This window comes from SAR202 cluster bacterium, assembly GCA_016872285.1.
Taxonomy (GTDB): Bacteria; Chloroflexota; Dehalococcoidia; order Lucifugimonadales.
In genome coordinates this window covers 42,399-68,870 of record VGZZ01000008.1, presented here as the reverse complement: position 1 = coordinate 68,870, position 26,472 = coordinate 42,399, and the positions used below count along the sequence as shown (strand labels likewise).

At 60.2% G+C, this 26,472-nt stretch carries 25 protein-coding genes; 10 read left to right on the top strand and 15 right to left on the bottom strand.

Translation table 11 applies throughout. The features are described 5' to 3' along the window. Positions 1-235: 235 nt before the first annotated feature. A complete protein-coding gene (locus FJ320_04105) occupies positions 236-958 on the top strand; it encodes a PIG-L family deacetylase (GenBank protein ID MBM3925158.1) in 723 nt (240 codons plus the stop codon). Between the two features lie 363 nt (positions 959-1,321). Here the strand turns inward: FJ320_04105 and FJ320_04100 are convergent, their stop codons facing one another. The 3 genes from FJ320_04100 to FJ320_04090 all read right to left on the bottom strand — a co-directional run bounded on the left by FJ320_04100 (position 1,322) and on the right by FJ320_04090 (position 4,545). After that, positions 1,322-2,497 (bottom strand): citramalate synthase, encoded by a 1,176-nt coding sequence (locus FJ320_04100; protein ID MBM3925157.1) that lies wholly within the window; start codon positions 2,495-2,497, stop codon positions 1,322-1,324. Between the two features lie 66 nt (positions 2,498-2,563). After that, on the bottom strand, positions 2,564-2,860 hold the full coding sequence (locus FJ320_04095; protein MBM3925156.1) for a hypothetical protein: 297 nt from the start codon (positions 2,858-2,860) through the stop codon (positions 2,564-2,566). Positions 2,861-3,360: 500 nt separating this feature from the next. Further along, entirely contained in the window at positions 3,361-4,545 is a 1,185-nt protein-coding gene (locus FJ320_04090) for a hypothetical protein (protein ID MBM3925155.1), read from the bottom strand. A gap of 116 nt (positions 4,546-4,661) precedes the next feature. On the opposite strand from FJ320_04090, the gene FJ320_04085 reads away from it, so the two are divergent. From FJ320_04085 to FJ320_04075, 3 genes are all read left to right on the top strand, one after another. After that, complete coding sequence (locus tag FJ320_04085) at positions 4,662-6,023, top strand: L-seryl-tRNA(Sec) selenium transferase (protein MBM3925154.1); 1,362 nt, start codon at positions 4,662-4,664, stop codon at positions 6,021-6,023. Between the two features lie 109 nt (positions 6,024-6,132). Continuing rightward, entirely contained in the window at positions 6,133-6,879 is a 747-nt protein-coding gene (locus tag FJ320_04080; GenBank protein MBM3925153.1) for an alpha/beta hydrolase, read from the top strand. Between the two features lie 52 nt (positions 6,880-6,931). Beyond that, a complete protein-coding gene (locus tag FJ320_04075; GenBank protein MBM3925152.1) occupies positions 6,932-7,195 on the top strand; it encodes a hypothetical protein in 264 nt (87 codons plus the stop codon). 263 nt (positions 7,196-7,458) lie between these two features. Here FJ320_04075 and FJ320_04070 read toward each other — a convergent pair whose 3' ends face one another. The 10 genes from FJ320_04070 to rpsB form a co-directional block, all read right to left on the bottom strand. Then, the gene (locus FJ320_04070) at positions 7,459-7,821 is read right to left on the bottom strand and encodes a hypothetical protein (protein MBM3925151.1); all 363 of its coding nucleotides are present in this window, start codon (positions 7,819-7,821) and stop codon (positions 7,459-7,461) included. A gap of 2 nt (positions 7,822-7,823) precedes the next feature. Next, a complete protein-coding gene (ispG, locus tag FJ320_04065) occupies positions 7,824-8,951 on the bottom strand; it encodes a flavodoxin-dependent (E)-4-hydroxy-3-methylbut-2-enyl-diphosphate synthase (protein ID MBM3925150.1) in 1,128 nt (375 codons plus the stop codon). A gap of 241 nt (positions 8,952-9,192) precedes the next feature. Then, positions 9,193-10,248 carry a PDZ domain-containing protein gene (locus FJ320_04060; GenBank protein ID MBM3925149.1) on the bottom strand — a complete coding sequence of 352 codons (1,056 nt, stop codon included), beginning with the start codon at positions 10,246-10,248 and terminating at the stop codon, positions 9,193-9,195. After that, a complete protein-coding gene (locus FJ320_04055; GenBank protein MBM3925148.1) occupies positions 10,245-11,384 on the bottom strand; it encodes a 1-deoxy-D-xylulose-5-phosphate reductoisomerase in 1,140 nt (379 codons plus the stop codon). The genes FJ320_04060 and FJ320_04055 overlap by 4 nt, the downstream gene beginning before the upstream one ends. Before the next feature lie 76 nt (positions 11,385-11,460). Then, positions 11,461-12,276 carry a phosphatidate cytidylyltransferase gene (locus tag FJ320_04050; protein MBM3925147.1) on the bottom strand — a complete coding sequence of 272 codons (816 nt, stop codon included), beginning with the start codon at positions 12,274-12,276 and terminating at the stop codon, positions 11,461-11,463. Positions 12,277-12,279: 3 nt separating this feature from the next. Further along, the gene (uppS, locus tag FJ320_04045; protein ID MBM3925146.1) at positions 12,280-12,972 is read right to left on the bottom strand and encodes a di-trans,poly-cis-decaprenylcistransferase; all 693 of its coding nucleotides are present in this window, start codon (positions 12,970-12,972) and stop codon (positions 12,280-12,282) included. Positions 12,973-13,062: 90 nt separating this feature from the next. Continuing rightward, positions 13,063-13,650 carry a ribosome recycling factor gene (locus FJ320_04040; GenBank protein MBM3925145.1) on the bottom strand — a complete coding sequence of 196 codons (588 nt, stop codon included), beginning with the start codon at positions 13,648-13,650 and terminating at the stop codon, positions 13,063-13,065. A 3-nt stretch (positions 13,651-13,653) separates the two neighbouring features. Continuing rightward, the gene (locus FJ320_04035) at positions 13,654-14,379 is read right to left on the bottom strand and encodes a UMP kinase (GenBank protein ID MBM3925144.1); all 726 of its coding nucleotides are present in this window, start codon (positions 14,377-14,379) and stop codon (positions 13,654-13,656) included. Between the two features lie 6 nt (positions 14,380-14,385). Continuing rightward, positions 14,386-14,889, bottom strand: a complete 504-nt coding sequence (locus FJ320_04030; GenBank protein ID MBM3925143.1) for an elongation factor Ts — start codon at positions 14,887-14,889, stop codon at positions 14,386-14,388. 31 nt (positions 14,890-14,920) lie between these two features. Beyond that, the gene (gene rpsB / locus FJ320_04025) at positions 14,921-15,754 is read right to left on the bottom strand and encodes a 30S ribosomal protein S2 (protein MBM3925142.1); all 834 of its coding nucleotides are present in this window, start codon (positions 15,752-15,754) and stop codon (positions 14,921-14,923) included. A 179-nt stretch (positions 15,755-15,933) separates the two neighbouring features. Between rpsB and FJ320_04020 the strand changes: the two genes are divergently transcribed. From FJ320_04020 to FJ320_04010, 3 genes are all read left to right on the top strand, one after another. Continuing rightward, positions 15,934-17,136, top strand: coding sequence for a PLP-dependent aminotransferase family protein (locus FJ320_04020; GenBank protein MBM3925141.1), 1,203 nt, complete (start codon positions 15,934-15,936; stop codon positions 17,134-17,136). A gap of 182 nt (positions 17,137-17,318) precedes the next feature. Further along, the gene (locus FJ320_04015) at positions 17,319-17,870 is read left to right on the top strand and encodes a redoxin domain-containing protein (GenBank protein MBM3925140.1); all 552 of its coding nucleotides are present in this window, start codon (positions 17,319-17,321) and stop codon (positions 17,868-17,870) included. 36 nt (positions 17,871-17,906) lie between these two features. Next, a complete protein-coding gene (locus FJ320_04010; protein MBM3925139.1) occupies positions 17,907-18,179 on the top strand; it encodes a hypothetical protein in 273 nt (90 codons plus the stop codon). A 402-nt stretch (positions 18,180-18,581) separates the two neighbouring features. On the opposite strand, the gene FJ320_04005 is transcribed toward FJ320_04010, so the two are convergent. Together FJ320_04005 and FJ320_04000 are read right to left on the bottom strand one after the other, a co-directional pair. Continuing rightward, the gene (locus FJ320_04005) at positions 18,582-22,943 is read right to left on the bottom strand and encodes a DEAD/DEAH box helicase (GenBank protein MBM3925138.1); all 4,362 of its coding nucleotides are present in this window, start codon (positions 22,941-22,943) and stop codon (positions 18,582-18,584) included. 226 nt (positions 22,944-23,169) lie between these two features. Continuing rightward, the gene (locus FJ320_04000) at positions 23,170-24,456 is read right to left on the bottom strand and encodes an MFS transporter (GenBank protein MBM3925137.1); all 1,287 of its coding nucleotides are present in this window, start codon (positions 24,454-24,456) and stop codon (positions 23,170-23,172) included. Positions 24,457-24,536: 80 nt separating this feature from the next. On the opposite strand from FJ320_04000, the gene FJ320_03995 reads away from it, so the two are divergent. The 3 genes from FJ320_03995 (at position 24,537) to FJ320_03985 (ending at position 26,472) form a co-directional block, all read left to right on the top strand. Continuing rightward, positions 24,537-24,986, top strand: a complete 450-nt coding sequence (locus FJ320_03995) for a nuclear transport factor 2 family protein (protein MBM3925136.1) — start codon at positions 24,537-24,539, stop codon at positions 24,984-24,986. A 120-nt stretch (positions 24,987-25,106) separates the two neighbouring features. Next, positions 25,107-25,982 carry a xanthine dehydrogenase family protein subunit M gene (locus FJ320_03990; protein ID MBM3925135.1) on the top strand — a complete coding sequence of 292 codons (876 nt, stop codon included), beginning with the start codon at positions 25,107-25,109 and terminating at the stop codon, positions 25,980-25,982. A 7-nt stretch (positions 25,983-25,989) separates the two neighbouring features. Then, positions 25,990-26,472: a (2Fe-2S)-binding protein gene (locus FJ320_03985; GenBank protein ID MBM3925134.1), complete on the top strand. Its 483-nt coding sequence runs from the start codon at positions 25,990-25,992 to the stop codon at positions 26,470-26,472.

Sequence of the window (26,472 nt, the reverse complement as noted above, 5' to 3'; positions counted from 1 at the left end):
CAAGAGACCGAGAAGCTTCTAAAGCTCGCAGCTAGGCCAGGTAGTCCCTTATCATGGTCGGGGAAAGGTAACCGTAATTCTGAGGCAACAAAAATCTTTCGGTAACCATTGTTTATGAGGTCACACGTCGGCAGATGTCACAAAAAGCAAAGGTCAGAATGCTTATGCTTGATGCCTATGACGCCTTTTCGTATCATCAAGGGCGGATTTCAACATATCAAAAGGATTACCAAGAATGGAGTCTATCCCCAAGAGCGTATTGCTGGTCATTCCCCATGAGGATGACGGGGAAGGGGGCGCCGGCGGCACCGTGGCCCGGTGGACTAAGCAGGGCACGAAGGCGGTGTTTGTCCTCTGCACCAACGGCGATAAAGGCACCAGCGACAAGTCCATGACATCGCCAAGGCTGGCGAAGATTAGGGAGGAGGAGCAGCGGGCGGCGGCGGCGGTGCTGGGGGTGCAGGAGGTAGTGTTCCTGCGACACGGGGACGGGGATCTGGAGGACTCGCTGGAGTTGATGCGGCAGGTGACGAGGGAGATCCGCCGGCACAAGCCGGAGGTGGTCTTCTGCATCGACCCATTCCGCTCGACGAGCCATACGCATCGGGACCATCGGGTGAGCGGGCTGGTGGGGCTGGACGCAGTGTTTACGTACTCGTGGAGTCCGCACTATTTTCCGGAGCAGATTAAGAAAGAGGGCTTGCAGCCCCATCGAGTCCATGAAATGTATTTGTGGGGCAGCGAGCGGCTGGACACGTATTTTGATATCAGCGAGACGGTGGACTTGAAGGCGGCGTCGCTAGCGAAGCATGTGAGCCAGATGCGGGAGCCGGAGAAGCTGCCGGAGCGGATTAAAAATCGAGCGGCGGAGTTGGGGAAGGAGAGGGGGATTCCGTTTGCGGAGGCGTTCCGACACGTGCACGTGAACCCGGGGTTCAAGCACTGGGCGGAGTATTAGGGTGTTGGGTCTAGACAACTCTTTCATATCAAAGGCCAGCGTTGTTCTTAAAGCGGGATACCATCCCCTTTATCTCGCCACGGCGAGCTTGCAGCCCCTTTCCCGACCGCATCGGGACGCCGTCTCTGGTAGTGATGAAAAGGACATGGGGACGGTCACGGCGATTAGATCCCTCGACTGCGTCCGAGTACGGGCCGATCCGCCACGGCGGACGAGCCTCCCCGATTGAATGTGAGCTAAGGTTGGGGAGACTTCGCTCAGGATGACATGAACACTTCTTGCTCGTTGGCCTCAACCCTCGACTAGCCTCAGACGTTCAAAGGCGGAGTGACTCGACGGAACCGGTTGAGTATTAACTGTTGGCTACTCTTCCAGCCACTTCTGTTTCCAGGGCCACTTGCCGTCGGCTTTGTCATAGGCGGGGAGGCCTTTTTCCACGCGCTCGCGGTAGGGGCTGGTGATGGGCTTGTCGTAGGGGTAGAGGCCGCCTTCATAGACTTTGGGGCCAAGCTTGAAATGTTTGGCCTGGTCCATGGTCTCGATCATGGGCATGTTGATGTCGTAAAGCTGGCCGCGTTTGGGCCGGGGGCCGGCTTTGGAGACGCGGCCATAGAGGCGTTTGCCCATGATGTCCTCGGCCATCCAGACGCAGTCGATGAGCTTGTCGATATTCACGCCAGTGGGCACGCCCATATCATCGAGCATATGTAGGAGGTCTTCGGAGGGGGCCTGGCCGGTGGCGCGGCCGTTGCCGCAGTAGGGGCAGCCGCCGATGCCGCCGATGCTGCCGTCCAGCTCGACGGTGTCGCCGGGGCCGAGGGTGCGGAGGGCGGCGTAGACGGAGGCGAGGGCCATGTTGCGGGCGTTGTGGAAATGGAGCTTGAAGTGGTCGATTTCAGGCCACTTCTCCTTGATTCGATACAGCGACTCCTCGACTTTGTGGGGCATGCACCAGCTCATGGGGTCGCCGAGGCTGCAGGACTTGACCTGGATGCCAGCCTCGTCCCACATAGTGTGCTGGCGCTCCAGCATAGCCATAAGGGCATCCACCGGGAACTCGCCCAGGAAGTTAGAACCCCACGATGCGTTGGCGCCGATGCCGGCGGCCTTAGCGCCGCGCTCCTGGGCGTGGGCGACGATTTTAGGCCACTGCTCGACCTCGTCCATCTGGCTGCGGTTGGTGTTACGGCGGACAAAGACGTCGCACATGTGGCAGTGAAGTCGCGGGAAGGGATCGTTTTCGATGGTCAGGGGCGGAGAGTACTGCTTGGCGCGATCGACGCCGCGCTGGTTAAGGGCAAGGGCGAAGTAGGTGACGCCGGGCTTGGGGTGGAACTTCTGGACCAGGTCGTCGATGCGGGCCATCTGGGGGGTCCACTTGGGGCTGACGAAGGAGCCGACGACGATGCGCTGGATGCCGGTATCGGAGAGGGCGTCGAGGAGGCGGGCCTTGTCGTCGATGGAGATATTGGCGTCCTCGATCTGCATGCCTTCGCGCATGCCTTCTTCGGTGAAGACGACTTTAGGCCACCTGCTCATGGACGCCTCCCTGTACCAGCCTTGGGGCGATTTTAGGATGGCGGCGGGAGGGTGTCAAAGGGCCAATTAGGCGAGGATGTTAAAATACTCGTTGGAAGCCTCGTCGACCAGGATGTGGAAGTCCTGGTACCAGGTGCGGAACTCCTTGGAGGTGGTCTGCTGCTTGCGGGCGGCGGCGTACTGGTCGTAGCTGTCGTACTCGCGCTCGATGACGAAGGTGCCCTGGCGGCCGGAGGTACTCTGGAGGAGGCGGGCCTTGGGGACGCTGTGACGGATGGAGTCTTCGTTGAGGCGCTTGAGGACTTCGGCCATCTGGGCGTTGGCGCCGTACTTTACGCGGACAATGATTCTTTCGAGGTACATATTTCGGCTCCTTATTGTTTGCATTCGCTTGGTTAGGGGTAGCGAACAGGAATCCGGCCCTACCCTACCCCTCTCTAATGCTCCACACAAGGGGCTTCATGCAAATTACATTCCTGGTCATAAACCGGATACCTTGTCATAAACCGGATACCTTCATCCCCTGACCCCTTCTTCCCGCAGGAAGAAGGGGAAGCTAAAAAAGACACCATAACCCCCTCTAAGCCCCCCCTTCGCCTTTCAGGCCGAAGGGGGAGAACCATATAGAGACCCAGAACCCCGCCTGTTCAAAAGGCTCGTGGTTTATGATAAGCAAGTCTCTCATAGAAGAAAAAGAAGTTCTCCTTTAATGTGCATCAAGCGTTTAGGGGGAGAGAACCACATGGATGGACATATTGTCACTCCTTTCGCTAGTTATCGCGATAAAGGAACACGCCACAGCCGGGCTGAGTCGAGACTGTGGCGTGTCAGGCGTGATGAATTCAGCGCTCTTTTAGGCTGGCTTACTCGCCCATCCTGTAGTGTCGGACGGCGTTTTCGCAGATGACCTTTTTTAGCACTTTAGGCTTGAGGCGGCCCATGGTCTCTTTGATGATTTCCTTGGAGTCGGGCCAGACGCCGTCGGGGTGGGGATAGTCGGAGCCCCACATGAGGTTGTCCTCGCCGATCTCCTTAGACATGGTGTCGACGCAGGGGTCTTCCTGGAAGGTGGTGGCGCCCTGTCGGTACCAGTACTCGCTGGGCTTGAGTTCGAGGGCAGGACTGAAGTCGCGGTCCAGGTACTGGTCACGGAACTTCAGGTCCATGCGGTGGATGATGAAAGGTATCCAGCCCGCGCCGCATTCGCCGAGGACGAACCGGAAGTCAGGGTAGCGGTCGCAGGCGCCGCTCATGATGATGCTGGTGAGCCATTCGGATCCGGAGAGCTGGCCCAAGGGCAGGGCTGAGCCTCGGAAGGCCAGGTCGTTTTGGGAGGGGTTGTCGCCGGTAAAGACCTTGGTGCGGTCGGCGGCGCCGGGAGGCAGGGGAACCTGGATGCCGCCCGCGCCGATGTGGAAGGAGATGGGCATGTGGCATTCGGCGGCGGCTTTCCAGAGGGGGTCCCAGAAGCCGTCGCGTAGGTAGATGGGCTGGATGGTGCCGGTGACGTAGAGGTCGGCGCCGCGAAGCCAGCCGAGCTTAGAGGCGCGTCGCAGCTCATCGGCGGCGGCCTGGGGGTCGTGGATGGGAATGCAGGCGAGGGCGTACCATCGGCCGGGGCGGCTGCGGCAGAAATCGTTGACCCACTCGTTGTAGATGCGGAAGGTGGCGGTGAGGGTCTCCTGGTCTTTGATGCGCATGCCCGCGGTGGTCATGCCGTAGAGGATTTCGGCGTCGACGCCGTCGGTGGCCATGTCCTTGAGGCGTAGGTCCTGGTTGATGGGGTGGGGGCCGCCTTCGTAGTAGCCGGCGTCGTACATGCGGTCGACGCGATATCGCATATTCTTGCGCGGGGCGGAGAAGCCGAAGCCGAGGCCGCCGTACACGCCCAGCTCTTTGCCTTCGGCGACCCATCGCGCGCCCTTCTCGGTCTCGACGACATGGGGGACCTTCTCTTTGAGATGCGACGGCGCGTTGTCTTTAAAAAGATTGCCTGGCAGCCATGTGAGGTCCAGGTGGGAGTCTCCCGACACTACGTTGTACTGCATATTCCGCCTCCCCGGGATTTTGCCCGACTATATCAAAGTTATCCCCGGGACGCCACCTGCGCTTCTGTAGTCCTTTCGGAGGGACTGTTCATGGTAGAATTAGGCACCAAATGTCTATGTCATTGAGAAACCTTCCAAGCGTCGAGAAAGTCCTGAACAGTGGGCCGGTAAAGGGTCTGCTGGCCTCTTACGAACGCCAGTGGCTTACCGACCTGGCGCGCGCTTGCATTGGCGAAAGCAGGGATGGCGTGCGCAACGGACATGAAGCGCCGTCAGCAGAGGAGATTGGGACGCTGGTGGCGGAGAGGGCGCGGCGATTGAGCGAGGTGCAGCCACGGAGGGCGATTAATGCGACGGGCGTCATCATACACACCAACCTGGGCAGGGCGCCTCTGAGTCGAGAGGCCATTGAGGCGATGATGGAGGCGGCGCAGGGGTATAGCAACCTGGAGTTGGATTTGGGTGATGGACGAAGGGGATCGCGGCAGGCGCATTTGCAACCCATCTTGCAGCAGCTTACTGGCGCTGAGGCTTGCCTGGTGGTGAACAATAACGCGTCGGCGGTGCTGCTGGGGCTGACAGCGGTAGCGCAGGGCAGGGAGGTGATAGTTTCCAGGGGAGAGGCAGTGGAGATTGGAGGCGGGTTCAGGGTGCCGTCGGTGCTGGCGCAGAGCGGTGCCAAGCTGGTGGAGGTGGGGACGACCAACCGCACGTATGTGGCCGATTATGAATCGGCGATTTCCGAGAACACGGCGGCGTTGTTGAAAGTCCATGCCAGCAACTTTCGAGTGGTAGGGTTCACGCACGCGCCGGAGACGGCGGAGCTGGTGGCGCTGGGCAAGAGGCGTGGGATTCCGGCGCTGCATGACATCGGGAGCGGCTGTTTGCTGGACACGCGGCCTTACGGTCTGGCGTACGAGCCTCGGCCTCAGGACAGCGTCCGCGACGGCGCCGACCTGGTATTTTTCTCGGGGGATAAGCTGCTGGGAGGGCCGCAGGCGGGGATAATTGTGGGGCGGAAGGAGATGGTGGACAGGCTGTCGAGTCACCCGCTGGCTCGGGCTATACGCATCGATAAGATGAGCCTGGCGGGTCTTACGGCGACGCTGCTGCATTATCTCAAGGGAGAGGCTATATCCAAGGTGCCGGTGTGGGCGATGATTGCTGCATCGGAGGCGGAGTTAAAGCGCAGAGCTATACGGTGGAAGCGGACGTTGGGAGAGAGGGCACAGGTTGTGCCCTCGGTGTCGGCAATTGGGGGAGGGAGTCTGCCGGGGGAGACGCTGCGGTCGTGGGCGGTGGCGCTGGACTGTCAGGGGGTTGAGGGTGGGGCGGACGGAGTAGCGGCGCGGCTGCGGCGGCATCGCCCGCCGGTGGTGGGGCGTATTGAGGATGGGATGGTGCTGCTGGACCCGCGGACGGTGCTGGCCGGGGAGGAGAGAGAGATGCTGACGGCGGCGCGGGCGGCCTTTTCGTAGGGGTGGGCCGGCGGTCTAATTTTAGGCGAACGGGTAAGTCGCTGTGCTTAACAAAAAAGGCGTGTTATCATCTCGTGTGGCAATTTTAGAGAAGCCTGGTGCAGGATTAATGGGCGATTATCTTCTAGTATCCGGCGCGGGGCTGGGCGGCTGGGCCTGGGGCCCGGTATGGGGCTATATGAAGGCCCCGCCGATAAGCCCGCCTCGATTGTACCTTCGGGAGCCGGTGGAGCAGGCGATTACGGTTAACGCGGCTGGGGTGGCGGAGAACCAGGCGCGTCCAGATATGAACCTGCAGCAATGTGTGGACGCGCTGGTGAAGCTGGTCAAGGATAACGGGCTGCAAAAGCCGGTGCTGGTGGGGCATGGCGTGGCGGCGCCGGTGGTGCTGAAGGCGGCATCGGCGTTGGAGTCGACGCCAAGGCGAGTGGTGCTGGTGGGCGGGGTGCTGCCCAAGGAGGGGAGGTCGGCGGCGAGCGTCTTACCGCCGCTGGTGCGGATGCCGTTTATGCTTCAGTCTTTGCTGGGTGGCGGTCGCGGTGTAAAGATGCCTAAGTTCCTGATACATAATGTCTGGTGCAGCGGGATGTCGTACGAGGAGAGCGTCAAGGTGGTGGGGCGATTTCAGGCCCTTCCCACTCGACTGTTGAAAAGCCGGGTTTCTTTAAAGGGGCTGGAGTTAAAGTTCCCGGTAACTTATATAGTCCTTGAGCAGGACAAGCTAATATCTCCCAAAGAGCAGCGTCGCATGGCCCATGGGCTAGGATATGTGGAGATCGACCGGCTGGAAGCGTGTCACGCGGCGATGCTGCATAAGCCGCGGGAGCTGGCCGACCTGCTTTTGCGCTACAGTTAGTAGCGGGCGGACGGGAATTCTCATCTTATAACTTACGAAGCGATTTCAGGGTATGAACGATAACGAGTTTCTCGATAAGATGCATCGCAAGATTGAGAAGATGGCCGGAAGGGCGGTGGACCTGGTCATGGACGAGTCGGACCAGGAGAGGATGGAGATAAACCTGGCGGGCCTCAGGCCTAAGATTTATGTGGGGTCGGCGGTGCTGAAGTACCCGGGTTTTGGGCGGATGTGCGTTGAGTATGCCGTGGAGTCCATTCGGCGAGGGCGGGAGATGGGGCTGCTGGAGTTTCATATGGTGCTGGGGAGGAATTAGGGGGTTCTCACGCTTCTGGCACTAAAAAGCGGGCCTTGGTTTCGGTTCGGAGACCCTCATCACCCTTTATCCCTCTTCTCCCGACTACGGGAGAAGAGGGAAAGAGAAACAGAAACCACAACCCCCTCTAACTCCCCCTTCGCCTTCCAGGCCGAAGGGGGAGAACCAGACGGGAAAGAGGTCTTAAAGCGCCTCCTCCGCATCACGGATGAGATATAGCCTAAGTCCTTCTGAATAACGTTTATATCAAAATGGGGTTGGACTTAGAAGGTCACCTGTCCCTGGGCGCGGGCGACGATTTGGTTTTCCTGAGTGGCGACTTCAATGGTATAAGCCACGGATTTTTGCTGCGGGTCTTTGGCCGTGATGGTGCCGGTCAGCGTGAGAATATCCTGGGTCGTGAACTGGCCGATTAGCTGTACCTCAGCAGCGAGGGATGCTTTCACTTTTTGGGAAGGGAGGCCTTTTTGCAATAGCTCGGACACGTAGACGGCGATGAGGGATTGGGGGTTGAGGCTGTCGGATGCCTGGGAGAGGGACGGCGGGACGAATTTTATGAGGATGGGGAAGGTGTCGCCAGGTCGGACGTTTTCGAAGGTGGCGCGGGGGGGCCAGAGGGTGGGCATGGCTAGGCGGGGGCTTTCTCCACCTCTTCCATGAGTGCGGTCAGCATTTCAGCAGCGGGCACGACTTTCACCTTTTGCCCCTTGCGGAAGATGATGGCGCGGCCCGCGCCGGCGGCGATGCCTATGTCGGCGTCCTTGGCTTCGCCGGGGCCGTTGACTTCGCAGCCCATGACGGCCACTTTGATGTTCTTGTTCACTTTTTTGAGCATCTCGTCGACGGTGTTGGATAGCTTGATAACGTCCACGTCGGCGCGGCCGCAGCTAGGGCAGGCCACCAGGGTGGCGCCTTTCTGGCGGAGGTTGAGGGACTTCAGAATCTCGTAGCCGGCGGTGACCTCCTCTCGCGAGTCGCCGCTGAGTGAGACGCGGATGGTATCGCCGATGCCTTGGTAGAGGAGATAGCCGAGACCGATGGCGCTGCGGATGGAGCCGGACTTGACGGTGCCGGCCTCGGTGATGCCGAGGTGAAGCGGGTAGGGGACCATGGCAGCCAGGCGCTGGTAAGCCTGGATGGTGGTGGGGACGTCGAAGGCTTTGAGGGATATCTTGATAAGATCGAAGTCCAGGGACTCAAGGAGGCCGATTTCCCAGAGGCCGGTGGCGACCATGTGGTCGACGGCGGTGTAGTCGCCTTCGACGGCCTCGCCAGCCTTGGGGAGCTGGTTGACCATGTCCATGACGCGGGAGAAGCCTCGGGACTTGCCGATGCCGCCGACGGGGGGCAGGCTGCCGAAGTTGACACCGATGCGTATGGGGACCTGGCGTTCTTTGGCGGCTCGGACCACCTCTTTAACTCGCTCGGGGTCTCGAATGTTGCCGGGGTTGAGGCGGAGGGCGTCCACGCCGCTTCGAAGGGCTTCTAATGCGAGCTGGTAGTGGAAATGGATATCGGCGACGAGGGGTATTTTAATCTGCTTCTTGATTTCGGCCAGGGCCTTGGCCGCTTCCATGTCCGGCACGGCGCATCGAATGATGTCGCAGCCCACCTCTTCCAGGCCTTTAATCTGGCTGACGGTGGCGGCCACGTTGCGGGTGTCGGTCTTGGTCATGGACTGGACGGCGATGGGGGCGTCGCCGCCGATTTTGACATTGCCGACGTAGATGGCCTTGGTGACTCTGCGTTTAGTCATTCATTTTGTCCTTGGGGGGGCGTGAACATTATACCAATGGGATATCTTGGCATCGTATAAAAAGTGTCGTTTGTAATCGGAATACCATCCCTTTTATCCCCTTCCTGCTGGAAGGGGAAGGAAATGTAGGATCACCTCATCATCCCCTAACCCCTTCTTCTCCTTTGCAATAGGAGAAGAAGGGGAACCTGATGAGAGGAGACACCTAGGGCCCAGTGAAGTCGAAAGAAATGGAATGGTTCTATCTAATGAAGCTTTCTCCGCGGATGATTTTGGTGATGTCGTTGTAGCTTATCACCAGCACCATGGCGATTAAAAGGGCGAAACCTATCATGTGGACGAGACCTTCTTTTTCCGGCGGGATACGTTTGCCGCCACGAACGAACTCAATGATGACGAAGAGGAGGCGGCCGCCATCGAGGGCGGGTATGGGGAGGATGTTAAAGATGGCGAGGCTGACGCTGAGGAGGGCGGCCAGGGGGATAAGCACCAGCGCGCCGCCTTCATCAACCACCTCCTGGGTGCCGCGAACGATGCCTACAGGGCCGGAGAATGGGACAGGGGCATCGCCGCCAACCCAGCTAGTCAGGGCGTTCCAGGTAACCGACAGGACGGTGCCCACCTCCTTGAAGCCCTTGGGGATAGCTTCCCAGAAAGGGTCGGAACGCTCGACTATGGTGGCGTTTTCGAGTCGAAGGACAACGCCCGTGGGGCCTTCTCCTTCTGGCGGGTCCCATCGAGGAGATACTGTGGTCTCTAAGGTCTGACCACCCCGCTGCACGGTTACGTCCATGTCCTCGCCGAGATTGCGGGAGATGATGGCGCCGAGGTGGCTGACGCTTTCGATGTCCTTTCCGTCAGCGAAAAGGACCTGGTCACCGGCCATAAGGCCCGCGGCGGCGGCGGGAGAGTTAGGAGTCACCTGATCCACGAAGACGTCGCCTATCTGCACGTCGCGGGGGACCATGTACAGGCCGGCGAAGATGGCGATGGCCAGGACGGCGTTCATGAAGGAGCCGGAGGCCAGGACAATGGCCCGCTGCCAGGGGGGCTTGGCGGCCAGGCTTCTGGGGTGAGATGGGTCGTTCTCGCCTTCCAGCTTCACGAAGCCGCCGAGGGGCACCGCGTTGATGGTGTATTCAGTCTCGCCCTTTTTAACGCCCCAGAGCTTGGGGGGGAAGCCGACGCCGAACTCGTTGACTTTGATGCCAAAGAGCTTGGCGGTGACAAAGTGGCCTAGCTCGTGGATGACTACCAGGATAACTATCAGAGCAAGAAGTTGAAGGATAAAGATCATGATTTAACCCCGGCGGTTTCTCGAGCCCGCGCCCTGGCCCAGTCATCGGCGCCAAGGATGGCTTCCAGGTCGTCGGCTGGGGAGGGAGTGTGGGCTTCTAGAGTTCGCTCGACAACTTTAGGTATGTCAGTGAAACGAATGCGATTATCAAGGTAGAGTTGTACGGCCACCTCGTCGGCGGCGCTGAGGACGGCGGGATAGGTGCCGCCCTTCTTGCCAGCTTCCAGCGCCAGGGTGAAGCAGGGATACCTGGCGGGGTCCAGAGGCTCGAAAGTCATGCTGGTAGGCACAGTGATATCAAATCTGGGCAGAGACTCATTGGGTCGGCGCTCAGGGTAGAGCATGGCGTACTGGATAGGGAGCCGCATATCGGGGGGGCCGACCTGGGCCTTCACGGAACCATCGGCGAACTCGACCATCGAGTGAACCAGGCTTTGGGGGTGGACTACGACCTCGATTTGGGGCCAGTCCACGTTGAAGAGCCACCGGGCCTCTATGACCTCGAAGCCTTTGTTCATGAGGGTAGAGGAGTCGATGGTGATGCGCTTACCCATCTTCCAGGTGGGGTGCTTGAGGGCCTGCTCAGGTGAAACCTTCTCGAGATCGGCCAGGGGGGTCTTGCGGAAGGGGCCGCCGGAGGCGGTGATGATGAGGCGCCGGATGGGCTGGTCTTCGCCCTGGAGGCATTGCCAGATGGCGCTGGGCTCGCTGTCCACGGGCAGTAGTGCGCCGCCCTTTCGTGATAGCTTAGTCACCATCTCGCCGGCCATGATGATGACCTCTTTGTTGGCGAGGCAGACGGTCCGCCCAGCCTGGAGGGCGCTGATGGTGGGGAGGAGGCCAGCCCTGCCCACAGTGCCGGCCATGACTATATCTACGCCTGGATTGCGGACCATCTCCTCCATAGGGGTAATCTTGGCGCCCTGGGCGATGGACCTGGCGTCCTGGGACCTGGCGCAATAGACCATTGACGGCTTGAATTCGGCGATTTGCTGCTGGAGGAGGTCGACGTTGTTGCCGGCGGCAAGGCCGGCCACCTGAAAGTGGTCCGGGAAGGCGCGGACAGTGTCTAGGGTCTGCCGCCCAATGGAGCCTGTGGAGCCGAGGACTACAAGACCCTTTCTAGCGCCGGGCAATAGTCACCCTCCAGATTGTTTGAGTCATATTACGAATAAAAGGCATGGAAATTGTTAAGGGCAGGGATTCAGGTCACTAATAGATTATAAGGGCTGGGAGGTAGTACGTGATAGGAATTGTGACGAGCAGCGAGTCTAGACGGTCAAGGAGGCCGCCGTGGCCGGGGAGGATGTGGCTGGCGTCTTTGGCTTTGGCGCGTCGTTTAAACCAGGACTCGGCCAGGTCACCGATTTGTGCGCCGAGGCCGAGCATAGCCCCGACGACGGCTTGCCAGCCCAACGAGATGTTTAAGTCTAGGATGGCGGCCAGGCCAAAGGATGCGCCGAGAGCGCCGAGCATCCCGCCAACGGCGCCTTCCCAAGTCTTGTTGGGGCTTATGGAGGGGGCCATCTTGTGGCGTCCGATGGCCTTGCCGGTGAAATAGGCGGCAGTGTCGGTGGCGAAGGTCACGAAGATAGCGTAGAGGAGCCAGTCGCGGCCGTCATAGAGGGCGTTGCCGGCCTCTCGAAGCATGAGGCTGTGGGAGAGGAGGAGGCCGACGTAGAGGGGGCCGAGGGCGGTCAGGAGGAGGTTTTTAGCGAAGCCTGCGTTACCTTTAAGTTGAAGCCAGAGGGCCCAAGAGAGGGACATGGCTAAAGTGACAATGATCAGCTCGATGGCGAAATTGCTTTCGTCTGCGGTAAGCTGGCCGTTGATGATAAAGAGGATGGTAAGGATGACGCCCAGGGGCAGGGAGACGCGGGCACCGGCATCTCGGGCGAGGCGGTGGAACTCCCAGAGTGACCAGAGGGACGCAAGACCGACCAGGATAGGAAGAAAAGGAGAACCGGCCCAGACAATCGCGAAAAGCAGGGGTGCGCCTATGACCCCGACGATGATCCGGGGCTTCACCTCTTAGCACCCAGGTTTCACGGCTCCAAAGCGCCTCTGACGGCTGCTGTAGACGTAAATGGCCTTTTTTATATCGTCTGGGCCAAGGTCGGGCCAGTTGGTGGGGGTGGAGAAGAACTCGCTGTAGGCGGACTGCCAGAGGAGGAAGTTGCTCAAGCGCTGCTCGCCGCCGGTGCGGATGATGAGGTCCGGGTCCGGGATGCCGGCGGTGTAGAGATACTTGCTGAAAGCAGCCTCGTCAAGATCATTGAGAGAGATGCCATTTTTGAGGATGGCTTTGACCGCCTCCAGGATTTCGCTGCGGCCACCGTAGTCGAAGGCTACGCATAGAGTCATGCGATGGTTGTTTTTGGTGAGTTCCTGGGAGCGCTCGACGGACTTCTTGAGGTGGCCGGGAAGACGGTCAGTCCGGCCAAGATGGACGATGCGCACGCCTTTTTCGTGCAGGGCCTGGCTCTCGACTTCGATGACTTCGCCGAGGATTTCCAGTATGCCCGAGACCTCTTCGCTTGGCCGTGACCAGTTCTCTGTGGAGAAGGCGTAGAGGGTGACGTACTGGACGCCGTGCTCGCCAAGGCATTGGAGGATGGTGCGGGTGCGCTCGACGCCGGCGCGGTGGCCGCTGAGGCGGGGGAGGCCGCGCTGGGTGGCCCAGCGCCCGTTGCCATCCATGATGATGGCGACGTGGCGCGGGATGCTGAGGGATTGTTCTTCCGATGGGCGCTTTGGGGTCAAGTAAATGCTTTTAGCCAGCCAGACTTGTGAAAGGCGATGAGGTACAGCGGCCTAAACCCGCATAAGATCGGCGGTCTTGGCGTTCCAGACTTGCTCTATGGAGGCGATGTGATTATCCGTCATTTTTTGGAGTTGGTCCTGGGAGCGTTTGCTTTCGTCCTGGGAAGCCTGCTTGCCGCGCTCCATGCCGCGGACCTTATCGACGGCGTCGCGGCGGACATTCCGGACGGCGACGCGGCTTTCTTCGACGGTGCGGCCCAAAGATTTCACCAGGTCCTGGCGCCGTTCCTGGCTCAAGGGAGGAATGGGGACGCGGACTATGACACCGTCGTTGGAGGGGTTGAGGCCTAAAGAGGACTTCTGAATCGCTTTTTCGATGTCCTTGATAGCCTGCCTGTCCCAGGGTTGAATTACGAGAAGCTGGGCTTCAGGGGCGGTGATGGTAGAGAGCTGGTTCATGGGCGTGGGCGCGCCGTAGTAGTCCACCAGCACGCTTTCCACCAGGGACGGAGTGGCCCTGCCTGTTCTGACCGAGTTAAGCTCTCGTTTAAGGTGTTCCACAGCCTGGGCCATGCGGCGGTTGGCGTCTTGAAGGACCTGGTCGAGTGTTAAGCCGTCTTCAGAGCCTTTAGGAGTCATAGTTTATACCCTCTCAGCTATAGTGGTCCCAACCGCCTGCCCCTGGAGGATTCTAGTCAGGGTCCCGGCGTGAAAGATGTCAAATACTACTATAGGGAGGCGGTTGTCCATGCACAAGGATAGGGCGGTGCTGTCCATCACTTCCAGGCGGCGGTTCAGGGCGTCGAGGTACTCCAGCTTGTCGAAGCGCTTGGCGTGGGAGTTTTTGTGGGGGTCGGAGTCATAGACGCCGTCCACGTTGTTCTTGGCCATGAGCAAGACGTCGGCGCCGATTTCGATGGCGCGGAGGGCGGCGGCGGTGTCGGTGGTCATGTAGGGATTGCCGGTGCCGGCGGCGAAGACCACCACCCGGCCTTTTTCCAGGTGCCGAATGGCGCGGCGGCGTATGTAGGGTTCAGCGACGGCTTGCATCTGGAGGGCGGACTGGATGCGCGTCATGACCTCCTGCCGCTCCAGGGCGTCCTGCAGAGCAAGGGCGTTGATAACGGTGGCTAACATACCAGCGTAGTCGGCGGTGGCGCGGTCCATGCCTTGCTTGGCGGCGTCCATGCCGCGCCAGATGTTGCCGCCGCCTACCACCACGGCCAACTCCAGTCCCATGTGGGAGGCTTCTTTGATTTGACCGGCCAGGTACTTGGAGGCGGTGGGGTCAATGCCGAAGGAGGCGTTGCCCTTAAGGGATTCGCCGCTGAGCTTCAGTAGCGCCCTGCGATAGATTGACTTGGTCACGGGGAGTTACTCCCCCAGGGCAAATCTGGTGAAGCGGGTAACCCGAATGTTCTCCCCAGTCTTGGCAATGGTCTCCTGGATGATTTCCTGGACGCGCTTGCTGGGGTCTTTAATAAAGGTCTGGCGGAGGAGACAAACCTCATCAGCGGGGCGGGTTTCCGAGGGGTCCATGTCTTCCTGGGAGATGTACTTTGGAGACATGGCGGCGATCTGCATGGCGAGGTTGTGGGAGAGGGCTTTCATCTCCGAGGTGCGGGCTACGAAATCTGTCTCGCAGGCTACTTCTACCAGGGCGCCAATGCGGTTGCCGCTGTGGATATAGGATTCTATGAGACCGTCTTTGGTAGCGCGGCTGGCCTTTTTTGCGGCGGAGGCCAGACCGGCATTCTTAAGGATTTCCTCAGCTTTGTCCAGATTTCCCCCCGCTTGAGTCAACGCCCTTTTACAATCCATGATGCCGGCGCCGGTACGTTCGCGGAGGGACTTAACTAAATCTACACTGACCTCCAAGGGTATTCTCCTGATAGATACTTAGATTGTTTTAGTTAGAGGAGGGAAGGGCTTCCATGAGCTTCTGAGTCTCTTCCCCAGGCTCTTCAGCCTGAGGGGCAGGGGACTCAGGGGCGGCCTGGGCCGCCTGCTCCTGGGCCTTGGCGCGGCGCTCCTGGAGGCCTTCCAGGGCCCCGTCCGCCATTCGCGAGGTGATGAGCTTGATGGAGCGGATGGCGTCGTCATTGCCGGGGATGTAGTGGTCGATGAGGTCGGGGTCGCAGTCGGAGTCGACGATGGAGACCAGCTTGATGCCGAGCTTTCGGGCTTCGGCGACGGCGTTGGACTCTTTGCAGATGTCGATGACGAAGATGGCGGCGGGGAGCTTCCGCATGTTCTTGATGCCGGTGAAGTACTTCTGAAGCTTGCGAAGCTCCTCCTCAGCCTTGAGGGCGTCCCGCTTGGAGAGGGCGTTGAAGTAACCGGCCTCTTTGCGCTTCTCGAGTTCGATCATGTAGTCGACGCGCTTGCGGATGGTGGGAAAGTTGGTGAGGGTGCCGCCGAGCCATCGCTGATTGACATAAGGCATCTCGGCGCGGGCTGCTTCGAAGGCGACGGCTTCCTGGGCCTGCTTCTTGGTGCCGACAAAGAGCATGTCGCCTTCGTTGGCGACGATGCCGCGGACGGACTTTACGGCTTCCTCGAGATAAAAGAGGCTTTTGGCCAGGTCTATGATATGGATGCCGTTTCGCTGAGTGAATATGAAGGGTTTCATCCGGGGGTTCCAGCGGCGCGTTTGGTGGCCGAAGTGGACTCCTGACTCCAGGAGGGCCTTCATAGTGATGGGTTCCGGCCCCGCCGGCCGCTGCTCTACTGTTTGGACCATAAGACCTGCCTTTTATCCCTGCCTTTGTACTTATTATTGCCAGCTTTGCGCAAAGTGGGAGTATAACATAGGCGAATATAACGAGCAACGGCGGAACGAGCGTCGAACAAGGCAGAGGTAGCGGCACTTATTTTGCGGTGTTATACTGCAACCGCTTCAGCTAATATTCAGGAGGAGTTATGGCGAAGGGTTCCTTTGATTTTTCCACAAAAGTAGCAAAGAACGTGCCGCCCATACCATCGGGCGGGCGCCCGGCGCAGGGCAGGGTGCGGTATGACTTCACCACAGCTTTCATGGACCCGGAGACGTTTCCGACCGAGGGTCTAGTGGAAGGGCTGAAAAAGGGCCTGTCTAAAGAAGGTAAGGAACTCGTTTTTTACCCGAGCAACCTAGGCCATACGGGGATGCGCCAGTACATTGCCGATAAGCTGGCAAAAGAGCGGGGGATGAAGGTGTCGCCGGAGCAGATAGTTTTGACCACGGGGTCGGGCCAGGCGGTGGCGCGGTTCGCGGAGCTGCTTCTCAACCCCGGGGATACGGTGCTGGCGGAGCAGTTCACATATAACGGCACTATGCAAATCATGCGCCGCCACGGGGCTAAGATTAAGGGAGTCTCTATGGACAAGGAGGGGCTTATCCCGGAGGCGCTGGACGAGGCCCTGACTGACCTAGAGTCTAAAAAGACGCCGGCCAAGATGATCTATGCCATTCCTACCTTTCAGAATCCCACGGCGCGCACTATGGGACTGAAGCGGCGCAAGGAGGTGCTGGCGGTTTCGCAGAAGCACAGCACGCCGCTTTTTGAGGACGACTGCTATGCCGACAACTGGTTTTACGAGCCGCCGCCTCCGGCCATCCAGTCGATGGACCAGGAAGGGAACGTGCTGTACTGCGGGTCTTTCTCGAAGATTGTGGCGCCCGGGATGAGGCTGGGATACATGGTGGCGCCTCCGCAGGTTATCGAGTACGTAAAAGGCATCCACCTGGGGGCCACGCCCAGCCAGTTCTCGGTGCTGGCGACGCTGAACTTCCTGCAAGAGCATGGGAAAGAACACATAGAGTTGTGTCGAGGTGTGTTCCGCAAGAAGAAGGATGTGGCCTACGCTTCCGTCCGCGAGTACATGGGGAACAGGGTAGAGTGCGACGACACTAAGGGTGGCCTGTACCTGTGGGTAAAGATGCCGGAGGGCACCAACACCGCCAAGCTGCTGGCCAAGGCGAGGGAGCAGGGACTGAGCTACAGCATCGGGACCAACTTCTCGGCGGAGCAGGATGCTTATAACTACCTGCGCTTGTGCTTCGCGCACCTGAACAACGAGGACATACGAGAGGGGATTCGTCGGATTGCGCGGTTCTTTGAACAGGAGGGCGTGCTGAAATAGAAGCGTATCTATAGACCCACAGATGAGGATAAAGCGGCCCCCGATTCGTCGGGGGCCGCTGTTTTAGGAACGTTTTTATTAAGCTTTTCTTACAGTTGCTGCTAATTGGCCTGTAAGTATCGTTATGCGGCTAAGGTTCATCTATAGTTTTATACAGAAGATTCTTGTTAAGCGGCGCGAGTATGACTATTAGAGGATACCTGCGAAGGCGGATAGGGCTAGGCATTGTTATCGGAGGGCTAGTGCTTGTTCTGGCGGCGTGTTCCGCGGAGGGGCTGTCCGCGACTCAGCCGGCTACTGAAACCCCGACGGCTCAGCCGACGCCAAGCTCTACTCCGACTTCAGCTAATAGCGGCACCGTTGTCATATCCTCCGGGTCGATGGCCACATCAACGGCGTCGCCGACGGTTGCGACGGGCAGCCCACCTCCGGCGGCGACGGCTACACCAAGCCCGGTTATTGTCGGCAGCGCCACGCCGGGCGTGACACAGACACCGGCGGCAACATCAACCCCAACGCCGACAACGGGGGCTACACTTCCAACCCCGACTCCCATTCCTACGCCGTCGCCTACTTCTACTACGGCGCCTTCGCCTACACAGCGGCCGCCGACGGGGAGCAAAGTTGGCAATTCGGCGCCGGATTTTGAGGTTATTACGGTGGATGGAGAAAGGCTGACGCTGGCGAGCTTTGAGGGTAGGCCGCTGATACTGTATTTCTTCGCTAGTTGGTGACCGCACTGCCGTGCCGAGTTTCGGCACATAAAGGAGATGTACTCGCAGTACCAGGATAAGGTATCAGTGCTGGCGATAGACACGGACCCCAGCGAAAGTGAATCGAAGATTAGGGAGTTCAGGGACGCCAATGGCTATTCATGGCCTATGGCGACGACGCACAGGGACGTTGTGCGGGACTATAACATTACGGTGCAGTCGTCCAAGGTGGCGGTGGACCACCAGGGGGTGATTGCGTTTCGGAGCGGCTATGGGACGCAGTCGGAGGGTAAGTGGAGGGAGTGGTTTGAGGAGTTAGCTGAGTATTAGGGGCGACTAAGTCGTTTAGAAAAAGACAGCCTTGGTCTTAATCGGGTGGCCCTCATCACCCTTTATCCCTCTTCTCCCGACTACGGGAGAAGAGGGAAAGTAAAAAGAAATACCACAACCCCCTCTAACTCCCCCTTCGCCTTTCAGGCCGAAGGGGGAGAACCGGACGGAAAACCCTCCCACCCCGCCTGTTCAAAGGAGATGGTCGTAATTCATAAGCCAGGCCCTAAATGCGCATCGCGTGCCTGCAGAGAGAGGAAGAGAAATTTAGACACTTCATCACCCCACCTAAGGAGAAGATGGAGCGCCCCACATACTAGAAGGTGTTCAAGCAAGCGACCAGATCAGGATGTGCTGGGGCCGTTTAGGAGAGTTGGAAGACTGGCGGCGCTTGTTGCGGAGTTAGCGTTTGAGGGCGGCTTCCAGGTCTGGGGTGAGGGGCGCTCCGAAGGCTTCCAGGTAGCTGATTTTGCCGCCGACTTTGACGCCTACGGGCACGCCGTCGCGGTAGAGGATGCGATTGGTGGAGAGGGAGGGGACGCGCTGGCCGGGGGTGAGGATGCCGACGAGGTTCAGAGGGTCGGAGCCGGTAACGGTGGTGAGGCCGCCGTCGGGTTTGGCGCGTCGGGTGGCGCGAAGCTGGTCGACGGCCTGGGGGAGGGCGTACTGCTCACCGGAGAAGCCAGCTACAAATCGTCCGCCACGGATTTCGCCTCGAGCTTCAAGGCGTCGATAGACGCGGACCAGGTCACGCCAGGGGGGCGCGCCGTTCTCTCGGAGGAGGAGGCGGTGGAAGACGATGCCGTAGCGCTTTAGAAGCTGCCGGGCGGAGAATTCGACCAGTTCGGAATTACTGATTGAGGAAGGAGGGGCCTGGATTCCGGCCTCCGCCGGAATGACCAGAGGCGAGGGTGGTAGAGTGCGGTTGAGGATAGACCAGCGGCCTGAGGCCATACGGTCGGCAGGGCGGATGCCCATGCGCCACACTCGGGACTGGCGCAGGCGGTGGGTGCCGGCGCTTTTGACGGGGGATACCAGGGCGCGGAGGCCGGCGAAGCCGTCGCAGGTGATAAGGCCCCAGGACACAAGCTCGCTAAGGGCTTCCTGGACGGTGCCTGGGAGCTGGCGTGTGTTTTGGACAAGCTCCTGGAAGAAGCATGCGCCGCGGGTCTGGAGAAGCTCCATTATCTGTCGGGCGATGCCGCTGAGGGGGACCGCAGCGGGGTCGATATGGGGAGAGAGGGCGAGGTAGGAGTCCAAGTGGTCGCGGAAGAGGAGGGAGACGGGGAGGGAACGGGTGACGCCGGACTTGGGGGACTCGGTGTCGGGGCCGGGATGGAGGCGCGCCCAGGCCAGCTCGCCGGAGAGGCAGAGGTTATCCAGCCAGGACTGATTGAAATTTCGCATTCGGGAGGGGAGGATGTGTCTCTCCCATGTGAGGGCTGGGGCCTCGTAGCCTTCCAGCAGTTCCAACAGTCCGATGAGGCCGGTGGGGCCGTCCAGGCGGTGGTCGGGGTGGATGTGGTGCCAGTTGAAGAGGAATCGCAGGAAGTCGGAGGCGGAGACAGGCTCGATCTCCTGGCGGAGGCGGTCGAGGGTGTAGCGGTGGATGCGGGCGAGGAGGCGGCGGTCGCACCACTCCTGGCTGCCGTTGGCGCCCGGGGAGAAGCGGCCTCGGAGAGCAAACCCCTGGGCTTCCAGGGCGACAAGGGCAGGCATGACGAAGCCTTCCTCCACGCCAAGGCTAGCCGCGATTTGATGAGTGGCTAGAGGGCCGAGGCCTTCCAGCCGGCCACGGACGATTTCGCGGAGGGCGTCCTCGGGCGTCCAGGCGACGGCGGCCTCACGGGAAGGCGCCTGGATAGGGGGCTGGATGTGCGCCCCAGGGAACACAGCCTGGAACTGGGGTAGACGCTCGGCGGCGACCCAGAGGCTGTGATCGGGATTGGTCCAGAATCGAGTTGCACGCTTTTGCTCAAGGAGGGAAGCGAGATGTTCTTGCCAGGGTGGCATTTCAGATAAGGTTATAAAGCCAAGGAGCAGCAAGGCATCGTGAAGTTCGTCGGGGTTGTTTACGTCGGGCCAGGCCTGCTCGCGGACGCGCTGGATGGCCTCGGGGTCGAGGCGGCCCACGTCGTCGGAGGACTGGATGTCAAGGGTACGGCGAAGATAGACGGCCTGGGTGCGGCGCTCCTCCAGGGGGGCGTCGTCCAGGTAGGCGTAGGGGCGGGCGGTAAGGATTTCGTGGGCCATGGGGGAGGCTTCGATGGTGTCTACCGCGGACAGTTGAAGCCGGCGGTCGTGGATGGCCTGGATCAGGGACAAGAAGCCGTTCACATCCATGGCTTCGGTGAGGCAGTCGTTAACGGTCTCATTGATCAGGGGGTGGTCGGGGATCTGGATATCGCCGCCGGCGAGGTTTTCCTGGCATGCCATCTGGTCGGGGAAGACGGCGGATAGGAGGTCGTCGGAGCGCATGCGCTGGATAGGCATGGGGACTTTTTTGCCGCCCTCCATTCGCAGGATGGCGAGGGCGCGGCTGGCGTCCCATCGCCACCGGGTGCCGAACATGGGGGCGGCGAGGAGGGCCTGGACCAGGACATCGCGGGCGGTGGCTGGCTTCAGATAGTCGAAAACGTCCTGGAGGGGGAAGCTGTGCTGGGGGCCGAGGGAGAGAACGATGGAATTGTCGTTGGCCGCGGCCTGCAACTCGAAGTTGAAGGTGCGGCAGAAGCGCTTGCGGAGGGCGAGGCCCCAGGCCCGGTTGATGCGGCCTCCGAAGGGGGCGTGGACGACAAGCTGCATGCCGCCGGACTCGTCAAAGAAACGCTCGAGGACGATGGACTGCTGGGTGGGGACGACGCCGAGGGAGCTTTTGTTGGCGGCGATGTATTCGACGATAAGACGAGCGGCGGGTTCCTGGATGCCGACCTCTTTTATCAGCCAGGATTGGGCGGCTTCGAGGTCTGGGAGCAAGCCGTCGATGTGATGGCGGAGGTCTGAGACGGCTTTGGAAAGCTCGTCGGTGCGGGAGGGGGCTTCTCCAAGCCAGAAGGGCATAGTGGGCGGCATGCCGTGGGCATCCTCGACACGGACTTTGCCCTGCTCGACCTTGAGGACGCGCCATGAGGAGATGCCGAGTTGGAAGATATCGCCGGCCATACTTTCGACGGCGAAGTCCTCGTTGACGGTGCCGACGGGGATGTTCTGAGGCTCGAGGATGACCTGATAGTCGGCGGTGTCTGGGATGGCGCCGCCCGAGGTGACGGCGGCAAGGGACGCGTTGCGGCGAGCGCGGAGTCGGCGGCCAACGCCGTCGTAGTGGATGTAGGCGGAGCGCCGCCCGTTCTTGGTGGCGAAGCCCTGGGAGAGCATCTGGAGGACCTGGTCGAAGTCGGAGCGCTGGAGGCTGCGATAGGGGTAGGCGCGCCGGCACAGGTCGAATAGCTCGTCCTCGTCCCATTCGTTGGTGGCCACGGCGGCGACGATCTGCTGGGCGAGGATGTCCAGAGGCTTTTGAGGAATATTGAGCCTGTCGAGATTACCGGACTTAACAGCTAGAAGAATGGCGACGCACTCGAGAAGGTCGTCGCGGGTGAGAGGGAAGATGCGGCCCACGGGGACGCCGGTGGTGTGGTGGTTAGAGCGGCCCACGCGCTGGAGGAGGGTTGCGATGGAACGGGGGGAGCTTAGCTGGCAGACGAGGTCGACGGCGCTGATGTCTATGCCGAGCTCCAGGGATGCGGTGGCGACCAGGGCCTTTAGCTGGCCGGATTTCAGGCGCTCCTCGGCCATGAGGCGCTGCTCGCGGGAGAGGCTGCCGTGGTGAGAGGTGATATTGCCCTCGCCGAGGCGCTTGGTGAGGTTGAAGGCGACTCGTTCGGCCAGGCGGCGGGTGTTGACGAAAACGAGGGTGGTACGCTGCTGCTGTATAAGCTGGGCGAGACGGTCGTAAATCTCCTCCCAGGTCTTGTTGGAGAGGACAGCTTCCAGAGGCGAGCCGGGGAGTTCCAGTCGCAGGTTCATAACGCGGCCATGGCCCTGGTTGACGATAAAGCAGTCGGGCTGGCCGGAGGCATCGATGTGCTGAGCGCCGACGAGGAATCGAGCGACCTCGTCGATAGGCTTCTGGGTGGCGGACAGGCCGATGCGGGCAGGTCTATGGCCTGTGAGGGCGTCGAGGCGCTCCAGGGTGAGGGCGAGGTGAGAGCCGCGCTTGTCGCGGGCGACGGCGTGGATTTCGTCGACGATGACGGTGCGGACGGTCTTGAGCATCTCGCGGCCCTTTTTGGAAGTGAGGAGGATATAAAGGGACTCGGGAGTGCTGACGAGGATATGGGGCGGCTTCCGGGTCATGGCCTGCCGCTGGCTCGCTGGGGTGTCGCCGGTGCGAACGAGGACGCGGATTTCGGGGACTTCGATGCCCATTTCAGCGGCGCCCTGGCGTATTTCATCGAGGGGCTGGGCGAGGTTTTTCTGGACGTCGTTGCTGAGGGCTTTGAGGGGAGAGACGTAGAGCACCTGGCACTCGTCGGCCAGCGAGCCGTCGAGGCCCTGGCGGAGGAGGGAGTCGATGGCCCAGAGGAAGGTGGCGAGGGTCTTGCCGGAACCAGTGGGGGCGGCGATGAGGGTGTCGCGGCCGGAGGCGATGGCAGGCCAACCCTGGGACTGGGGTGGAGTAGGGGACGAGAAGCGGCCCTGGAACCAACGCTGGATGACAGGGTGGAAGAGGGAGAGGGAGTCTTGTATGGCGAGGGCGTTCATGGCATAGGCGTAGTGTAATAGTAAGAACTTATGTTTTCAATAGGTGCAAATCAGATTTAAACATTGAATTGTTTTGTTTGGAATAGGCCAGGCGTGTCAAACAAAAGGCTAGGCGGGACGCAATCATAACAGATTCCCTTCGACCAGGCTCAGGACAGGCTTGGACTTTGGGCTGAGTACAGCCCTTCGTTCAGAATGACAGGTTCACTTCTTATAAAGTATCAGCCTAGCGTTTACCACCTGCAATAGCGCTGGACTCGGGAAGGGTGCGCAGCCAGAGCATGGAGGCTGTGCCGAGGGCAGGGCCGATGGCGAGGAAGGCGAAGGCGACTCCCCAGCCTGCGGTGTCTTCGATGATGGGGACGAGGCGGATGGTGAGGATGGTGAGCAAGAAGCCGACGCCGGTCTGGAAGGTGAGGGCTGTGCCGCGGTAGGCGCTGTCGGTGACCTCGGTCATGGCGGTGGAGAACTGGCCGGAGTCGGCGATGACGCTGACGCCCCAGACTAGCGCTGCGACGGCGACGGCCAACTGCCAGTCGGAGGAGATGAAGCCGATAAAGAGGGCGGTGCCGCCGCTCATGATCATGGCGACGCCGGTGACAAGGCACCGGCCCCATCGTTGAGCGAAAAGGCCGGCGGTGACGCATCCGACAGCGCCGGCGATAAAGACCAGGAAGGCCATAAGGCTGGCGAGGCTGAGGGAGTCGCCGACGAGGGGCCTGTCGCTGTAAACAGTACCAAGGAAAACGGGAAGCCAGGCCCACATGGCGTAGAGCTCCCACATGTGACCGAGGTATCCGAAGAGGACAAGTCGAGAGGCGCGGCTTTTGAGAGTTTCGATGACGTAGCGGGGGTTAAATCGGACGGCGGGAACGTCGAAGGGGCCGTCCTTGACCAGGAAGTAGACGATGGCGCCGCCGATGGCCGCCAGGGCGGAGCTTACATAAATAGTCGCCTGCCAGTCGGAGACAAAGATGGAGCGGAGAAGGTGGGGCGAGCCGGTGCCAAGGGTCAGGGCTCCGATCATGGTGCCGATGGCGATGCCGCGGCTGGCGCGGAACCAGCCGCTGACGATTTTCATGCCGGGCGGATAGACGCCGCCAAGAAAAACACCAGTGAGAAATCGCACGGCGAAGGCCGAGGCGAGGTTGTCGGGGATGGCGATGAGGGTGAGGTTGGCGGCGGCGGCTAGGACAGCGCTTATCGCGAAGACGGTACGCGTGTTGACGAGGTCGGCGAGGTTGGTGAAGGCGATGGTTAGAGTGCCAACGACGAAGCCCAACTGCACGGCGACGGTGAGCCAGGCGATGTCGGCGTCGGTGAAGCCTTTGTCGGTCTCCAGGGCGGAGGCGATGGCGTTGGTGCTGTACCAGACGCTGAGGCTGAAGAGGGTGGCGAGGGAGATGAGGGCTAGGACGCGCCATCGTTGGCGGGGTTGGGTGATGGTCTGGGGGCTAAGGAGGGTCATGGTTGGAGCAGTGTAACGAAAGGCGGACGCTGCGCCAAGTAACATGGGTTACAGTCGAAGGCGAGTCTTGCATGGAAGGGTTGAGTGTGTGAGTATTTGGACACTAAGGGGAGAGGAGCCTAGTAATGACCACAACAACCAACGAGAAGAAGGCAGTCGAGGCTGTGATCAAGGAGTGGCTGGCCGCGCTAAACAAGAACGACGCCAAGCGCGTCAGGGCGACATGGGATTCCACGTATCCGCATTTGACATACATCGCCGAAGAGAGCAACGACGCGATACACGGCTGGGCTGGGGTGGAGGGTTATTACGGTGGGCTGGAGAGGGACGTGTCGAAGGCAGACTGGAAGATGGACAACCTTAAGATTGATGTGCTGGGAGACGTGGCATGGGTGTACTTGACCTTTGTGGTGGAGGCGCACATCATTCCGTTCAAGCGCACTATGGTGTTTCCAGGGCGGAACACGTTTGTATTGCGAAAAGCGAAGGGGCAGTGGAAGTTTATCCATTACCATGAGTCCCTATCGAGGGATAACTCGCGCAAGACCTGGGACTGGTTCTTTCAGAAGAAGTAGACAGGGCTCAGGTTAACCCTTTTGGTGGAGCGCGGCTTCACTAAACCACCATTGCTAGACTCACTAGCGTTACTATAAAATGCCTTTGCTCGTGCGTAAGAACGCTGAAGGAGGCCTCCCCTGAAAGATTTTGAGTACGTATCCCCAAAGTCGTTAAAAGAGGCGGTGGCCTTGATGGCTGAAAAAGGCCCCAAGGCAAGGTGCCTAGCCGGCGGCACCGACATTTTGGTGCAGCTTCGAGGCGGACGTTTTCAGATAGACCGGCTGCTGGACGTAAAGAACGTCGCAGAGCTTAATGAGCTTTCTTATTCGCCCAAAGATGGCCTCACTCTAGGCGCCGCCGTACCTTGCTATCGCATCTACGAGGACAAGACGGTCCAGAAGATGTACCCGGGGCTGGCGGACTCGGCGTCGCTAATAGGGGGGACACAGATACAGGGGCGGGCCAGCGTGGGCGGCAACCTTTGTAACTCGTCGCCCAGTGGCGACGCCATACCTACGCTTATCGCCCACGGAGTGACGTGCGTCATTGCCGGGCCCAAGGGGCAGAGGACGGTGCCGGTAGAGGAGTTCTGCACGGGACCGGGACGGAATGTCTTACAGCCCGGGGAATTGCTAGTGTCTATGAAATTCCCATCGCCGGCCAGGAACTCGGGGGCCAATTACCTGCGGTTCATACCGAGGAATGAGATGGACATCGCAGTGGCAGGCGTTGGGGCCTGGGTGCAGTTGGATGCTTCCAAGCGGAAGGTGGCGTCGGCGCGGATAGGTTTGGCGGCGGTGGGACCGACGCCGATATTCGCGAGGGAGGCCGGTAAGTTCCTGGAGGGGAAAGAGGCCAGCCAGTCCAACGTGGAAGAGGTGGCGGAGATGGCCAAGAAGGCGGCCAAGCCCATCGACGACATGCGCGGGACGACAAAGCAGCGGGTGCATCTGGTGGGTGTGCTTACTAAGCGAGCCCTGACCAAAGCAATAGAACGAGCGAAGGAAGGTTAGATAAATAATGCCTGGCAAAATTCACGTACAGACAACTATCAACGGGGCGTCCACCGAGTTCCTGTGCGAAGCCCGACAGAGCCTGCTGGAAGTGCTGCGAGATGTCTTAGAGATGACGGGCACTAAAGAGGGCTGCAACGACGGCAACTGCGGCGCGTGCAGCGTGATCGTCGATGGGAGGGTGGTAGACTCCTGCCTGGTGCTGGGTGTGGAGGCGCAGGGGAAGAAGATAACGACAATTGAGGGCGTGGCGTCGCCGGACAAGCTGCACCCGGTGCAGCAGGCGTTCCTAGAGAACGCGGCGCTGCAGTGCGGCATTTGCACGCCGGGATTTATCGTCGCGTCCAAGGCCTTGCTGGAGAAGGAGCCAAACGCGGACGAGGGAAGAATACGTCACTGGCTGGCGGGGAACCTGTGCAGATGCACGGGTTATGACAAGATTGTTCGCGCGGTGATGGACGCAGGCCAAAGGATGAAAGCCAAGAGGTAG